The following is a 15675-nucleotide window of genomic DNA, read 5'->3' on the forward strand; positions in this document are numbered from 1 at the left end:
AAGGGTTCGACACATGTGAAATAACCGATAACGCGCAGACCCGGTTGTTGCAGATTGCTAGGGCGTTGCTTAACATCACATCAAGCCGTTTCACTCTCTACCTTGGTTATCACATGCCTGCGTCTCCGATTCCTTTGTTTGACACCTACAATCGTTTTAGAGACCTGAATTTCAGTCGTGTGTCTGATGAGCAGCCTGTTGTCACTCAGTACCTTTTCTCCTTTCCGTCAGAGATAAAGGCTCAAGAGGGTTACTTGGCGGTTCGCGGATTCCTAAAGTCCTATTCAAACAACGAAGCCACGTTCAATTCATACCGTACCCATGTTGAACGTCTTCTGCTTTGGTCTCTCCTGATAGCCAAGAAGCCACTTCTCGAGCTCAGACGCCACGATTGTGAGAGTTTCCTGGAATTTTGCTTACAACCTCGCACTGAGTGGATCGGTCCTATCGTTAAATCGAGATTTTCCCGGGTTGGGGGTCGTAAGGCCGCTGAAACTGACACCTACGTTATCAACGACAAATGGCGGCCTTTTAACGTCAAGATCGATAAGCAGATTCGCAAGGTAGCTGCGGAGAACAGTAAAGATGTAGAAGACAAAGCGTATAAAATGTCTGCTGGGTCGATGGGCCAGGTGTTTGCCGTTTGTGGCAGTTTTTTTCAGTACACCATCGACGAAGGTCTTACCTCAGAAGCCAATCCAATTCGGTCAGTCAAACAAAAATCCAACTATAAACAGCGCAACACGGTGATGAGTTCCGGAAAGGCGCTGACTCCGCTCCAGTGGAATTATGTTATTGAAACCGCAGAAGTCATGGCCGCAGAGGATCCTAGGCACGAGCGAACGTTATTTATTGTGGCCACCCTCTTCTCTCTCTATCTCCGAATTTCTGATCTCGTCGGTCGGGACAATTGGAAACCTACAATGGGTTCGTTCGAATTCGACGGTGAGAATTGGTGGTTCAACGTCGTGGGTAAAGGTAATAAGTCTGCGAAAGTTAGCGTACGTGACGAATACATCGAAGACTACTTGAAGCGATATCGGACCACCCTCTCCCTTCCGCCGCTGCCGTCTTACAAGGAAAGTACACCACTGGTCACAACGGTCAGAGGTCGGGCTGGCCTGTCAGATCGTTACATTCGTGCCCTCATTCAAATGGTGTTTGATAAATCACTTCAGCGCATGAAGGATGAGGGTCAAACTGACTTAGAAATGGATAAACTTCGTTCTGCGTCCCTGCATTGGCTTCGCCACACTGCGGCTACATTTGACGCGCCGTTCCGCGATATCAAAGATCTTCAAGCAGACTTGCGCCACGAGAGTATGTCAACAACGCAGAACACGTATTACAACGCGCTGGATCAGAATCGTGCCAAATCGGTCAAGGGCCTCGGAATCAAAGACAGGGGTTAGGATTCTGGGATAGTACAAATTACGTTTCTAGGTCTCTCTCCATCTGCAGCTGAGTTTCTTGGATATAGGCCTCCTGCAGCCGTTGACGCTTTTTGAGACGTTTGTTCCCTTCTAGCGTCAAGACCCATGAGCAACCGCTGCGATGGCCAAGACCCGGGCCAATGGACACCTTGCGGAGTACCAGCCTACCTGCGCCAGTGCGTTGAACTTAGCCTGCGCCGACGTGGCGTCGATGCCATCGACATTTACCACCTGCACCGAATTGACCCAAACGTCCCGCTCGACGATCAGGTCGGAGAGCTGGAGCAAATGCGCACGGAGGCTAAAATCAAAGCGCTGGGACTTTCCAAGGCGACCATCGCGCAAGCGGTGGAAGTATCGAAAATTGCTCCAATAGCTGCCATCCAGAATTCTTTCAGTTTGATCAATACCGACTCGGATGACGTTGTGCGATGGTGCGAGAGCAACCACGTTGCCTTCGTGCCCTATGCCCCCTTGGGAACTGGTCGATGCTTGGCAGTAGAAGGCTCCAGGGAACCAGCGAGCCCGGCTCTAGCGCAGGACACCCTCCGGTGGCGGCTGGATTACTCGCCCGCAATGTTCCCCCTCCCAGGGACATCAAACGCCTCGCACCTGCTGGAGAACATGAGGGTCGCGGACGCAGACTAGACGACTAGTCACTCATCAACTGGGCTTGGATCAGCCTGAACAGTTCGGCCTGGTAAACCGCGTCATGGAGAGCGTCATGGTCACCTTTCTTGCGAGGGTTGACGATTTTGGCGATTTCACTGGAGCGGGTCTGCTCCCAGGTGCTGCGCGCGGCGCCGAAGTACATCGATTTGATATCCAGAGCCGCGATACCGAAAGGGTTTTCCCCCAGGAAGTAATGGAAGTAATGGTTCACGAATGCCCAGTCGAACGAGGCGTTGAAGCCGACAAATACGGCCCGCGTGCCCTCAGGTGCCACCTGTTCAACCCAAGCCTTGAATTGCTGCATGGCTTCGCGGGGATCTAGCCCTTCGGAACGAAGCTTCTCCAAAGACAACCCTGTAACCTCCAGCGCCTCCGGGACATATCGGTCACTGGTAGGTTTGAGGTAACAGGAGAACGTCTGGGTGTCATCAGATACAAGGCACGCCCCGATCGACAGCATGCTGTATTCCCCGGGGATAGGCCCTGACGCCTCGACATCCACGGAAATGAAAACTTCAGGTGTTGCAGTCATTAGCTACTCCTCGGCAATCAGTCATCGAGTCAGCCCGTTCGCAACTCGATTGCGGTGCGCGGCCGAGGTACATCAGCCGCGCAGGTGCAACAGCACTTACTTGTCTTCCATAACAGGCGAAGGACGCAGTGACTCAATGGAGTCCTTCAAGTCCTTGAACGTCAGCGCGCGATCCGGATAAGCCAGTGCGAGCGCTGCCGGATAGAGACGGGTGCGAAGGTCAGAGTACGTCCATGCCGGCCGCTCGCTACGCTCTCCGGTCAGCGCGGCCAGCTCTTGGAACTGCTTGTCCGTCAAGCGCAACCCCTGCAGATCCATCTCGAACAGGGCTTTGCGCTCATCAGCGTCGGGCCTGCGGAACTCTTCGACGATCGCTGCACGGCGCTGGAGCGCGGCGTCGACCACCGACAGTCGATTGGTACAGAGGAACACGACCACTCGCCCCTTGTACTTACGCATCTCGTCCACGCCTTGGATAAGCGTGTTCACCGCAACCTTGTCTTCATGATGGCTCTGGCTTTGAGAGCGGGATGCAGCGATGGAGTCACCCTCATCAATCAGCAGAATCGCTCGCCGGTTTTTACCGGCCGCGTCCGCGACCTCCGCCCAAACTTGAGTCAGCAACGTGCCCATTTCACCCACACGCCCGCTACCGCGGACACGGTTGCTCAGTTTGAGCAGCATCGAATCTTCCGCCCCGGATTCGCGCACGATGCGATTGGCGATGCACTCGGCCATGGCCGTTTTGCCCGTACCAACGTCACCGTGGAAGATGACCAGTGGGTACTGATCTGCAACCAGGCTGCAGATCGGCAAAACACTTTGGTGGTAATCCTTGCTCCAAGCCCCTAGTTGGCCGACATCGAGTAACAGCCGGAGCTGGTTATAAACCCGGTCGTATCGCTTGGCGAATCCCAGAAGGCCTGCCTCACGCGCAGACAGTTCACCATCGGGCAGCATCGTTTCGGTATCAAAAACACTCACTTTGCTCATTGGCCAAAATCCTTGCGCTGTACGCCGTAACCGTTGCTGGAATATTCGCGGCCTGGCTTAGAGGCCAGCGAGGCATGGCTGATGTCAGCCGTGGAGGGTGACCAGGTGCGCTTGAATTTAGGGGTCAGCTTCTCCTCAGCTGCAGAGTCGTAATGGCGGGTGTAGGACAACACAATACGCAGCCTTCCTTCTGGGCACCTTGGCCACAGGCTGTCACCAGGCCGCTCATTGCTCAACGTTCCCGACTCCGCGTCGATGGTGAAGCATGTTGCCTTCAACTCCTTTTTGTCGCTGGAGAGAATGGTAACGTCCACCGATTTCAAGTAGCCGCCTTTGGCCAGCAAGTCGATATCGTGAGCCCACTCCTTCGCGCGCTCCTCAGTGACGGCGCCAGTGCTGGATGCGATCATCATCAAATCCATCTTCACCCGCCGCATCACGGTCTCGATGTCTGCTACCGAGTAAGTTTCTGTCCGAGTAGCTGTCTGACTCATGCCGCATCCTCCACACTGAAGTTTTTGCCGAAAAGCTCTTTCCATACGTCAAAGTCATCGTCTACAGATGCCAGGTAGGCGGTTTCCCACGACGACTTAGCGAGCGCGACGATTTCCTGACGTTCCGCCTCGGTGATACGGCTGGCAACATTGTTGGCGTTGCACACCGGATCTAGGATGACGACCGCGTCATCGAAAGCAGGGATTACCCCAACGTTTTCGGGGAACTTGATCACCTCCTTCAGCTCGGACTGAGCGATGTAAAGGAGGAAAGCGCGGAACCTTTCTTCCAGCGACCCCTCCTTCCCGTTGACCTCCAGCACGTGAGCCATGATGAGCTCGATGGCGAACGATTTGAGGGTGCACTCCGTGTAGTTGCGCCACCGTTTGGCCAGGCGCACTAAGGTGCGGAAATCGGCGTCCTCGTTCTTACGATCAGCGACGAACTTGATCTGGCAGTAGGCGCATGTCTCGACCTTCGAGCCATCCACACGATCAAACTGCCAGCCGTAACCTTCTTTGTTCGGATTGGCGATTACCGGGACGATGTCTACATCAAGCCCCGTGCCCTTGAAGGTCACCGTCGCTGCCTTACGCTGGATGACAAAATCGTCAACCGCCTTGTTTGGGTACATCTCGATCAGCGCGGCGTGGATCAAGTCGCTCAGGCTTTTGTAGGTCTCCTGGCTAACGCTCTTACCCGAGATGTAGAAGACCACATCCACATCGACGGGGTTGTCGCTGCTTTTGCGCAAGATGGTGTGCTTAGCGAAGGAGCCAGCCTTGGAGGCAAAGGCGTTCTCGACCGTGCCCAACGCGCGCTCAAGCTTAAGCTTCCAGTTTTTCCTTTTGACATTGATGTCGGGGCATTCTGCGATGATGGCCCGGGTGCCCCCCTGCTCCACCGGCAGTTCACACAAAATCCAGCCGCCTACCTGCCTCATACCGGGGAGAGCGTTCGTCGCAAGATGCTTGGGCTATCAGCTCAACATACCCTGGGTGACCTCCAGCCACTGGCCGCCAAAACCATTCAGCTCTTCGTTGATGAATTTGCGGCGAAGGACGCGGCAGCGTCCCCGGATGTCCTGGTGCTGACCGCGTTGCCTGTCGAACTGGCCGCAGCTAAGCATGCCCTTGGCATCGATGAAGACGATTACGGTTTTCAGAGCGAGCACGGCATCCATGTCTGGCGAGTCAAGGTTGAAGGCCGGAACGGCCCTCTCACCTGTGTTGTAGCGTCGTTCAACGGTGCCGGGAATACCCAGGCATCAGCAGTGACATCAATGCTCATTTCCGAATTCCGACCCCATGCGGTGTTCATGATGGGCATCGCTGCCGGGATGCGATCGAAATTGAAGCTCGGCGATGTGATCTTGTCCGAGCGCGTAGTTGCTTATGAAGGTGCTGCCGCGCTTTCGGGCGGTGTCATGGTTGCGAGGCCAGACATGTCCAAGCCCGAGTTCAGAACCCAACAAGACATGGGGGCTTACCTTGCCAGCGGTTCCCGCTTAGCACGCCTAGCACGACACGCTGAGTCCGTGGGACTGGTGTTCCCGCTTTCATCAGCCGCCGGCGAAGTGTCAACGGCCCTGAACCCAACACTCACCACGATTGCGGCAGGCGAAAAGCTCGTACGCGATGAGCAGCTCTTCAAGAAAATGCAGGAGCTGCATGGCAAGGTGTGTGTCGCTGAGATGGAGGCCCACGGTGTATTTGAAGCCTGCTCTAGACATGAAGTCCCCGCTCTTGTGATTCGAGGGATCAGTGACCATGGTGACCACCTCAAGGACGATGCACTTCATGATGTGGCATCGATGGCCGCGGCAGTCGTGACTGCTGACTACATCGCTCATGGGCTTATCTTGCACCGCAAATAGGTCGATTTGCGATTGGCTGGAGATGCAGCAAGTCGTCACCAGCCACCTCGCTGCCACCGACCGACACGGACCTGACTACTCTTAGATAAGCCGATGCTCGCGCAGAAACCTCACCTCCCCGCTGAAATTTAGGAATGTGCATGACCGCTGCCATCAGTGATTCAACAGCCCAAATCGCGTTTTCAATGTTTGAGAACAAAGGCGTCTACGCAGTGCTTCTTGGCTCGGGCGTATCACGCTCGGCGGGCATACCGACCGGCTGGGAAATCACCATGGAGCTGGTGAAACGATGGGGCATAGCGTCTGGTGCCGGCGAACAGGAAGATTGGCTCGCGTGGTACGTAGGTCAAACAGGAGAGCAGCCCAATTACTCCACGTTGCTCGAACGCCTGGCGACAACCCAGACTGAACGGCGAGCGATCATTCAAGGCTTTCTGGAACCTAACGAAAACGAGTTAGAGGATGGCCTTAAACTGCCTACCCCCGCACATCGAGCGATCGCTGCGATGGTCAAAGCGGGTCATGTGCGCGTTATCATCACGACGAACTTCGATCGACTCATGGAAAATGCGCTGCGCGATGTCGGCGTTGAGCCAACTGTCGTCGGCTCAGAAGACACCCTCGCAGGAGCGGAGCCACTCACTCATGCGTCCTGCTACATCCTGAAGATCCATGGTGATTACAAGGATGCCAGGATCCTCAATACCGATGGGGAGCTGGGCAAGTACCCGCCAGCGTTCAATACGTTGCTTGACCGCATCATCGATGAGTTTGGGCTGATCGTCGCGGGCTGGTCAGGTGAGTGGGATCATGCGCTGAGGGCGGCGTTTTTGAGGGCGCCCTCCCGTCGCTACCCGACCTACTGGCTTTCGCGAGGAAAATTGAGCGAGCGTGGCCAAGAGCTCATCACTCAGCGGCGCGCCAACGTCGTGACGGGCCTGGATGCCGATACCTTCTTCGATGGGCTGAACCTCAAACTGGAAACCATCCAGCAATCCCGCCTGCAGAACCCAGCCGGCATCGAGCTGACTCTCGCTATGGCCAAACGCTTTATGGCCAGACCCGAACACAGGATTCAGCTCGATGATTTAGTGACCAGCCAGGCTCATCAAGCGATCAGCCATCTGGCTCCTCTCTTCGCACAACGACCTCAGGGCAGCACGCCCAAGGATTTTACCGACCTAGTTGAGATCTACGAAGCGGCCATCGAGCCACTAGCACGCCTTTGTGCAGTGTTAGGGCGATGGGGTGCAGGTGCTGAGCATACGATCGTTTTGGATGCAATCAAGGGCCTGCACGCTGCGTCTCAGGTCGAGCAGTCAGGGTGGGTAGCTGGACTTGCATTGAAGAGTTACCCGATAGCACTTGTTACTTATGCGTATGGCATGGGACTTGTGCGGGCCAATCGCCTGAGCGAGCTAAACGAGCTGTTTAACACGACACTTATCAACCGGCGCGAAATGCCTTTCCCTGTGGGACTTGATCTATCACCGTTCTACGTTGAGGGAGCCAATGGCCTGTTTGAATTATGGAAGAGCTTCGAAGACCAAAGTGGAGCTCTTACCCCCTTGTGCAACCGACTCCATGACCGTCTTACACCTCGGTGGGCGCCTGACTTCGCAGGTCTGCAGGATCACGGGCTGCTTTACGAACGGTTTGAGTTTTTCAGTTTCCTGTTCTTCTGCGAGCAACGCGGAGTCAGTGAAGAATCGCTCGCGGATGCGGTGAAAAACCACGGTTTCAAGAAAATCGCATTAGGCCGGGTTTCCTGGCATTCAGAGACCATCAACCGCTTCGCTCACGAATATGCGACCGAAGAGTACAGGGCCCCGTTGCTGGCAGCAGGGTTCGCACTTGGGTCGCAAAGCTACCTGGAGCAAATGCTTGAAGGACTGAAGCGGCTGTCCAGGTACTGACGCCTCACGCATTCCAATTAATGCAAATACGATTCAAATGGGGTGCATGCGTTTGCTGGTGAAAACCCAGGACAAGTTTGGATTCTGGCAGCGGGCATAGAGGGAGGTGATTTATGCGTTCTTCATCGGGTCACTGCTACTCCTGGCCACCACCTCACCAGAAGCGGTGAGCGTTTTGGTGACCGCGCTACTGACCGCACCCGAGCTCATGGCCAGCACAGATGCCTGGCGCGCGGTCATTACTTGGGTTAACCCAACGACAGACTGAGAAGCTCTGATGACCGAAAACCTCTGTCCCTGCAAGCCCGAGTTTTCGGCCAATGGCTACTGTTTGGCCTGCGACGGTACCAAAATCAAAAATGCTAACAGAGAGAAAACGCTGAATAGCAATCTGCTCCGGCGCATTCCTAGCTGGGAGGAATACCTGAGCTTTGTTGGCGCCCATTGCCACCGGCTATGGGCGAAGCTTAATGATCATTGGCGATGCCCGTGCTGCGAACGGACACGATACCAATTGCTACGTTGGACGATGCTTTACCCGAACAAACCGCATAGGCGAGAAGGCTGGGCTGTAGGTCTCCATATTCACCATGACCATGGAACCGGCCCTTACGTACGAAAACCGCTTCCTGGAGAACCTCATCGGATCGCCACATTTGCTCCCGTCATCATCTGCGAGCAATGCAACAGTGCTGACGGCACGGTTAAGAGACGCCTAGGCCTTCCACCTTCCTTTACATTTGCGCCACTTGAGATCCGTCAGTTTGTGTGGCCAACGCCTCACGGCAAGCACATCATTCATTACGAGCGAGCCCGAATGATCTACCACCATGCCACGACTCGAGCACCGTTGTTTTTTGGCTGACAGGTTCAACTGAAGGACATCCAATCAGCAGTCAAGCCAAGCCCACGTCTGTACTTTGCAGCCAAGCTGCCCGTAAGATCGACATCGCACCTATCCGAGTAGGAGTGACCCTTTTGCCGAACGTGTTCTTTTCTTATTGCCATGCTGACGAGGCGCTGCGCGACCAGTTGGAAAAGCAGCTTTCGATGCTCAAGCGCCAAGGCGTCATTGAGACTTGGCACGACCGCAGAATCGGAGCAGGCCAAGAGATCGATGCTGCCATTGATGATCACATCAACAGCGACGAAATTATCCTGTTGCTGGTAAGCCCCGATTTCATCGCTTCCGACTATTGCTACAACATCGAGATGGCTCGCGCGATGGAGCGCCATGCCGCTAAAGAAGCGACTGTCATTCCTGTAATTCTTCGCCCATGCGATTGGCATCATGCCCCCTTCGGCAAGCTGCTTGGCATGCCCCAAGATGGTAAGCCAGTGACCCTTTGGCCTGATCGGGACGAAGCATTCTTGCAGGTTGCGAAGGAGGTTCGGAAGGCCGCCGAGCGACGCAGCCGTGGCCAACCGAACACTGCTCCGGGAGCTGAACGCAACGATTTCAATGGAGGTTCAGCGCCCTCCCTTATCGCCCCGGCTGGCCCTAGGTCGAGTAACCTTCGAATGGCTAAGAGCTTCACCCAGCTGGACAAAGACCGCTTCTTGCTCGACAGCTTCGAGTACATCGCCCGCTATTTCGAGAACTCGTTGCTGGAGCTTCAAGCGCGCAACTCAGGGTATGAAGGGGTGTTCCGTCGGATAGATGCAAATCGCTTTTCTGCGAATATCTACAAGGACGGCCACGACGTTGCAAAAGCGGCAGTGTTCACTGGCGGCCAGATGGGCGCCGGTATCTACTACAGCCATGGAGACTCGTTTGGCGGCGGCTCGTACAACGAGGCGCTCACCGTAAATACGGACGACCAGTCCATGTACCTGAAAAACTTCGGCATGGCGTTCCACGCTCGGCAAGACCATAAGCTTTCCCAAGAAGGCGGTGCCGAGATGCTTTGGGGCCTTCTCATCGCACCGCTACAACGCAATCGGTAAATCATTGCTGGGTGCGAATTAGCCAGAACCCAGGGGGGGCACCAGGCCTTGACGCTGCCCCCTACTACAAAGAAGTAAGACTCACATAGAAGGTTCAGACCATGGAAGTAGTCCTGCTCGCCCACATCACATTTAACCGAATAGGCTCCGCCAGTGGTGGCGGAGGCTTTCAAAGCCAACGCCAGGTCAAGTTTTCCGCTGAGCTACCAGACACCGACCAATCGGCCTTAAGGGAGTTGGTGATCGAGATCGCCGAGGCACATGGTGAAGCGGCGGGAGCCTTGAGAGAATTGAGGTACGAGCGAAGGTACGGAGGGGAATTGGTACTCAACATCCAAGGCCCGAGCACCTCGTACGGCACCGCTTATGCCCAATGTCGCATCATCCATGCGCTGAAAGCCAGAGGGCAGTACTTCGAGCTTCAGGCGGTAGAAGACAGAGACGTCACACCATATGTCTCATTTCGGCAGGCTAAGTAGTTCGCATAAAAGGCACAGCTGCGGCGCTAGTAGTGTAACGGCATAACTCCCCCAGCGTGCTGAGGATGCGCTCAAACCATTGGGCTGGGATCTCCTGCACCACCTGCGCTTACAGGCCAATTTCTTCGCCATATTCCGCGTACGCTTGTATTGGGCCAAGCGACGGCCATTTTGATAAACCTCTACCTGACCGCGTCCGCTTGCATACATGGCCAGCCCACCAGCAAGGTATTCGACATCTAGCTTCGGTGTTGTTGAGGTACCCCTAACCAATACGCGCACGGTGGCGCCGCTCTCGATCCAAAACTCGCTGGATCGCGGCTCGATTACCAGCAGAATGCGCGACGGCGTACCTTTAATGAACTTGAGCTCCTGACTGTCATACATGAGTTGACTCTGATAGAGAACGCTCGAGAAAAGCACACATAAGCGAGTAATTCAGGCCTTCACTGCTGCGACGACGATGAGCTCCAGACGAATGTCTGCCTCATCAAATGTCACTTGAGATGTTGCTCGAGCTGGGGTTTCACCGGGGGTGAACCACTGACTCCAGACCTCGTTAATGCGATCAAAATCCGCCACCATGTCTTTCATCCATATCTGGGCACTCAGGATCCTGGAACGGTTGCTCCCTACGCCCTCGAGCAATTCATCCAGGCGAGCCAACACTTGCCGGGTTTGCCCTGCGATATCCTCACTCCAGTCGGTGGCGACGATGCCACTGAACCACGCCACCCCGTTATGAACTACAGCGCGACTCAGTTTCGGATTACTTTCAATACGGGTGATGGCGTTCATCATTACCTCACTGATACTTGATGCAGTGCTGGTCAATCAAAGGTGTACACCAGCCAGCCAACGGGCTGTCTGACTAGTTGGAGGCGCTCTCGTTGAACCGGCGGACAAACTGATCAAACCTGTCGCTGACGCCGCCCGCAAACAGTTTTTGTGGTGCACCCTGGGCTTCTATACGGCCTTCCTCAAGGAACAGAATTCGGCTGGATACATCACAAGCGAAGGCCATTTCGTAGGTCACGATCAGCATCGTTCGGCCTTCTGCAGCGAGATCGCGCATGACCTTGAGTACTTCGCCGACCAGTTCGGGATCGAGGGCGGACGTCGGTTCGTCGAACAACAGCACGCGAGGCTTCATCACCAGAGCGCGAGCGATGGCTGCTCGCTGTTGTTGACCGCCCGACAGCTGCGCCGGATAGGCGTCAACGCGATGAGTCAGTCCTACGCGCTCGAGCACAGTCAGTGCCTCTTCGCGTACTTGCACGCGATTACGCCCTTGAACGTGTACAGGTGCTTCCATCAGGTTTTCCAGAACTGTCATGTGGCTCCAAAGGCAGAAGTTCTGGAAGACCATGGCCACTTCGATTCGTAAATGATCTACCTGTTTGCGGTCAGCAATGCGCGGTTCGGACGCTCCCAACTTCAGTTTGACTTGCTCGCCAAAGATATCCAGCGAGCCGGCTGAAGGAAGTTCCAACAGGTTGAGGCAACGAAGGAACGTGGACTTTCCTGACCCCGAGGCACCGAGGATCGAGACGACCTCGCCCTCACGTGCAGTGAAATCGATGCCTTTCAACACCTCGATTTCACCGTAGCTTTTACGTAGACCCAGTGTCGCAATCGCAGATGCGCGGGTGCTCAACTCATGGACGACAACAGACATGACATGCTCCTTGGCAGTGCATTGGCAGGATTAGTGACGGCGATGAGCGAGATGCTGCTGCAGCCGTCGCTCGATGAGTGAAAACGCCAGACTGATAAGGAACGTCAAAGTCAGATAAAGCGCCCCGGTGACCGCAAAAACTTCCATGACCCGGTACGTGGAAGAAATCAGTTTGTAGGCGATCCCTGTCACCTCTGTCAGCGTGATGATGCTCGCCAGCGACGTGGCCTTGAGCATGAGGATGACTTCACTGCCATACACTGGCAGGCCCTGACGAAGCGCGATGGGCCAGGTCACCCTCCTGCGCAACAACAAGCCGGACATCTCGCAAGCTCGGCCAGCTTCGATTTCACTGGCCGGTACGGCCTGGATCGCACCTCTGATGATTTCAGCCGTGTATGCCGAAGTATTCAAAGCGAGTGCAAGGATCGCGCACCAATAGGGCTCGCGCAGATATGACCATAGAAACGACTCTCGCAACCCCGGAATCTGCCCCAGCCCGTAGTAGATTAGGAATACCTGTACGAGAAGCGGTGTGCCGCGAAAAACTTCTACATGCGCATTGGTTATCCAACGAAGTAACCGATAACGGCTGCTATGGGTCGATTAGCGACTACTACGCATTGCGACTGATCCACCCTTGTCTTCCCTCAACCTGAAGGACACGCCATGAACACTATTGCTTTACGTCGCCATCAGTCTTGGAACAAGGGAAAGCTTGTAGGCAGAAAGCCCCGCTCCGAGTCGGAGATATCTGGGCCATTCGGATCAGGCTTCAGCTTGCTGATAAGACACGGGATCTGGCTCTCTTCAACTTGGCCATCGACAGCAAACTGCGTGCCTGTGACTTAACAAAGCTGCGAGTACGAGACATTGCGCATGGGGAGCATGTTTCGTCACGGGCCATGGTGATGCAGCAGAAAACTCAGCATCCAGTGCAGTTTGAAATCACTTAGCAAACAGGACACTCCGTTGCTATCACAGAAGCCAAATTCAGTGACAGCTACCTGTAATCGCCCTAATCGTCACTGCCTCAAATTAGGGGCCCATCTGCCGCTCGACCAGGTGAATGCATCTGGCTAAAAATCCAAAGCAGCACCTCTGGATGGAGCAATCCGGCGACAAATATTGAGTACCAGGTGTTCTTACCTCGATACAGATCGTCGAGTAACGCGAGCTCTTCCTCGAGAGTCAGCTTAAGCGCCTGTGCGCTCTGTGGATTGCGCTTAAGTGCCCGTACTATGAGACATGGCTTGCGACAGAATTCAATCCAACGGTCTCGAAGGAAATTCACAATGGACGTTCGCTGCACTATAGAGCGTACGTGGAAATCGATGGCTGCATAATCGGGATGGGTGCTATCTACGCATAACTGCAGCCTTACGTCCGGTATCGCCCCCAGCTTCTCAAATTTGGCCGCGATCAGTCGTTCAGCCAAACAGTCGTCGAAATATGGGTGCAAGATACGCTCGCCGGGATTGGGCCCCTTCAACAGCTCTTTGCGCTTGCTGTTACATTTGCACGCTGGCACGAGATTAAGCGAGAAAACCGCGAACGCAGGGTAGTTTCCTTTCGGCAACAAATGATCGAGCGTTCCTCGGTGAGACGAACCGCACATAGGACACGCAAGATGCTCGGTTTCCGCACGCAAGTCAGTGATGTGTTTCAAATCTGCGGGTGGGCTTTTGTAGTGGGACTCGAGATGAGCCCCAATTTGCTGGGAAAGCAAAACGGGCATCACGGCGTGTGCATTCCCTCTCGCCGCAACATATTGGAGATAGCCCTGTTGGATGACAGCTCTGACTCCCTGTAAGTCCGGATAGCTGCCAAGCTTGGAGTTGTTAGAAACGGCCTGCAACGCCATGGCATCGTCGATCCTGGGCGATGGAATTTTATTCATCTACCTGGCCAGCCTCCATCGAATCCTTGATGATCCCTAAAATTTCCAACGACAATTCATGTTTGTAACGCTCGTACACCTCTTCCCACGTCTTGAAACGGCTGCGTAGCTTTGTCTCGACTCGGTGTGCAAGGACAGATGGCTCATCCTCACCGAATACAAAATAGGAGATGGCACCAATATCAGCCCCGAACGTCCTCAGCGTCGGAGTCTCGCTTCTGACGTAGCCATCGTCATCGTGACGCAACACCGTCACCTGGTCTTGAAATACTTCACGCACAAAATAGGCCGAATGAGTCGCAATAATGGCGGCAGAACCCGTTCGATGCAGGAGCTCGTCCAACAGAGCAACAAATTGGCTGATGAAATTGGGATGAAGATGGGTTTCTGGCTCATCCAGCAGAAGTAAGGAGCCATTTTCCACGTACAAGCTTGCGTGAGCAGCAAATCGGAGGAAAGAAATCTCTCCACTGCTAAGAGGATAACTGACGTCGTTGACCAGTCGAACCGGTTCCTTATGCAGGTTCACAGCGGCGAACGTGTCAATATTTTCTTTCTCGCCTTTCCCTTTCAAGCGGGACAATAGGATCGGTAATACAGTTGGCGCCTTGACCGGCAACGCGATCTGCTGCCAATTATCGATGGCCTTTAAAGCCTCAAAGAAGATCGCCCAACGAGATAATTCACCAATGTGCTCTTCAGATCGCGCAACCTGGAGAATATGATCCGCTAAACCGTCCTTTTTCCGGTTGGCAGCACCGCGATTCAGGGTAAAACGGCGGTACCATACTCGCGGGGTTTTTGTTGACTGCCTTGGAAACACGGTTCCTGCTTCGTTGGTTGGTGCAAAAGCCAAAATTCGGTTAAGCAGTACTCGGTTTCCGTCTTCACCTTCCGAGAAGCTATCGTCACCCTTCAGTGCCGCAGTCACGATACGACTCAATGCCTGACTTTTGCCGACTCCGTTTTTGCCAATAATCACGGCGATGCGTTTTGGAAGATCGGTATCGTGCTCGAATCGAAATTTGAGCATATGTTCGTTGGACCTGCCCGCAAGCTGGAAGCGAATTGCCAACGATCTTGGCAGCTCATGAAACTCCTCAAATTCGAGTCCCTTGAGCACAGCACCCGCTTTTTTGTAGGCAAAATAAGATTCCGAGCTCCTGATAAAAGATTTCAGGAACACGTCAGTGTTGACCGCCGATTCAACCCAGCTTGAATTCCCCCTGGTCTTATTGAAAGCAACGACATCCCTCATTGCCGTCAGCAACGCCACAGCGCGAGTCACACCGCATTTTTGCACCAGGCGCCGATAGCTTTCCATGTCAGGCAACATGGTGAAAAATCGCTGCGCATCCAGCGGGTGCAATGAATCACCCTCAGCCTCTTCGACCAAGCTATCCAATTTTTGTGAGCCATTGCGTTCATCGGCGCCGCCCATAAAACCGATGTACGCTTCAAAAACGAGCTCGAAATCGTCCTTTACCAGTCGAGCCCGTACTTCCACCCGTGTCTTGAAGCCATAATCGTCCTGATCACCAGCACTCGGCACAATCAGGACTGACCCATCGTTCATTCGGCTGTCGATAGAAGCTCGAGTGCCAAACCAAATAGAAATCTTACTCCCTGGGCTACTAACCCTAATCTTGCTCTCAGCCACTTCGCACCTTCACGGTTAATTTTTTTAGTTGCTCTGATCACGCTCAGGCTAGATCTACCTGATACTTCAGTAAGTGCTCGACGTTGTTCCCCTG

14 protein-coding genes and 2 pseudogenes are annotated in these 15675 nt (G+C 54.3%); 7 read left to right on the top strand and 9 right to left on the bottom strand.

The window, feature by feature from the left end:
* Positions 1-113 precede the first annotated feature (113 nt).
* Both F8N62_RS07910 and F8N62_RS07915 read left to right on the top strand, forming a co-directional pair.
* Complete coding sequence (locus F8N62_RS07910; protein ID WP_150710546.1) at positions 114-1412, top strand: tyrosine-type recombinase/integrase; 1299 nt, start codon at positions 114-116, stop codon at positions 1410-1412.
* Positions 1413-1538: 126 nt separating this feature from the next.
* On the top strand, positions 1539-2081 hold the full coding sequence (locus tag F8N62_RS07915; protein WP_150710425.1) for an aldo/keto reductase: 543 nt from the start codon (positions 1539-1541) through the stop codon (positions 2079-2081).
* Positions 2082-2085: 4 nt separating this feature from the next.
* On the opposite strand, the gene F8N62_RS07920 is transcribed toward F8N62_RS07915, so the two are convergent.
* The 4 genes from F8N62_RS07920 to F8N62_RS07935 all read right to left on the bottom strand — a co-directional run bounded on the left by F8N62_RS07920 (position 2086) and on the right by F8N62_RS07935 (position 5005).
* Positions 2086-2637, bottom strand: coding sequence for a 3'-5' exonuclease (locus F8N62_RS07920; RefSeq protein WP_150710426.1), 552 nt, complete (start codon positions 2635-2637; stop codon positions 2086-2088).
* A 96-nt stretch (positions 2638-2733) separates the two neighbouring features.
* A complete protein-coding gene (locus F8N62_RS07925; RefSeq protein ID WP_150710427.1) occupies positions 2734-3630 on the bottom strand; it encodes an AAA family ATPase in 897 nt (298 codons plus the stop codon).
* Positions 3627-4124 carry a hypothetical protein gene (locus F8N62_RS07930; protein WP_150710428.1) on the bottom strand — a complete coding sequence of 166 codons (498 nt, stop codon included), beginning with the start codon at positions 4122-4124 and terminating at the stop codon, positions 3627-3629. The genes F8N62_RS07925 and F8N62_RS07930 overlap by 4 nt, the downstream gene beginning before the upstream one ends.
* Positions 4121-5005, bottom strand: a complete 885-nt coding sequence (locus F8N62_RS07935; protein ID WP_412071970.1) for a CBASS oligonucleotide cyclase — start codon at positions 5003-5005, stop codon at positions 4121-4123. Before F8N62_RS07935 ends, F8N62_RS07930 begins: the two co-directional genes overlap by 4 nt.
* On the opposite strand from F8N62_RS07935, the gene F8N62_RS07940 reads away from it, so the two are divergent.
* The 4 genes from F8N62_RS07940 (at position 4886) to F8N62_RS07960 (ending at position 10343) form a co-directional block, all read left to right on the top strand.
* Positions 4886-6001, top strand: a complete 1116-nt coding sequence (locus F8N62_RS07940; protein WP_412071967.1) for a purine phosphorylase — start codon at positions 4886-4888, stop codon at positions 5999-6001. The genes F8N62_RS07935 and F8N62_RS07940 overlap by 120 nt on opposite strands.
* Before the next feature lie 140 nt (positions 6002-6141).
* Complete coding sequence (locus tag F8N62_RS07945) at positions 6142-7917, top strand: SIR2 family protein (RefSeq protein WP_150710430.1); 1776 nt, start codon at positions 6142-6144, stop codon at positions 7915-7917.
* A 978-nt stretch (positions 7918-8895) separates the two neighbouring features.
* Positions 8896-9864 carry a toll/interleukin-1 receptor domain-containing protein gene (locus tag F8N62_RS07955; RefSeq protein ID WP_150710431.1) on the top strand — a complete coding sequence of 323 codons (969 nt, stop codon included), beginning with the start codon at positions 8896-8898 and terminating at the stop codon, positions 9862-9864.
* Between the two features lie 101 nt (positions 9865-9965).
* Positions 9966-10343, top strand: coding sequence for a hypothetical protein (locus F8N62_RS07960; protein ID WP_150710432.1), 378 nt, complete (start codon positions 9966-9968; stop codon positions 10341-10343).
* A 438-nt stretch (positions 10344-10781) separates the two neighbouring features.
* On the opposite strand, the gene F8N62_RS07970 is transcribed toward F8N62_RS07960, so the two are convergent.
* The 3 genes and pseudogenes from F8N62_RS07970 to F8N62_RS07980 all read right to left on the bottom strand — a co-directional run.
* Positions 10782-11141: a RidA family protein gene (locus tag F8N62_RS07970; RefSeq protein ID WP_150710433.1), complete on the bottom strand. Its 360-nt coding sequence runs from the start codon at positions 11139-11141 to the stop codon at positions 10782-10784.
* Positions 11142-11214: 73 nt separating this feature from the next.
* A complete protein-coding gene (locus F8N62_RS07975; protein ID WP_150710434.1) occupies positions 11215-12021 on the bottom strand; it encodes an ATP-binding cassette domain-containing protein in 807 nt (268 codons plus the stop codon).
* Positions 12022-12051: 30 nt separating this feature from the next.
* Positions 12052-12606, bottom strand: a pseudogene (locus F8N62_RS07980) (ABC transporter permease); the annotation flags it as partial.
* 84 nt (positions 12607-12690) lie between these two features.
* Between F8N62_RS07980 and F8N62_RS31775 the strand changes: the two are divergent.
* Positions 12691-12974 (top strand): annotated as a pseudogene (locus F8N62_RS31775) (integrase); the annotation flags it as partial.
* Between the two features lie 80 nt (positions 12975-13054).
* Here F8N62_RS31775 and F8N62_RS07990 read toward each other — a convergent pair.
* Entirely contained in the window at positions 13055-13921 is an 867-nt protein-coding gene (locus F8N62_RS07990; protein WP_150710436.1) for a hypothetical protein, read from the bottom strand.
* Entirely contained in the window at positions 13914-15497 is a 1584-nt protein-coding gene (locus F8N62_RS07995) for an AAA family ATPase (protein ID WP_150710437.1), read from the bottom strand. The genes F8N62_RS07990 and F8N62_RS07995 overlap by 8 nt, the downstream gene beginning before the upstream one ends.
* Positions 15498-15675: the final 178 nt, after the last annotated feature.

Source organism: Pseudomonas fluorescens, from assembly GCF_902497785.1.
Classification (GTDB): Bacteria; Pseudomonadota; Gammaproteobacteria; order Pseudomonadales; family Pseudomonadaceae; genus Aquipseudomonas; species Aquipseudomonas fluorescens_BO.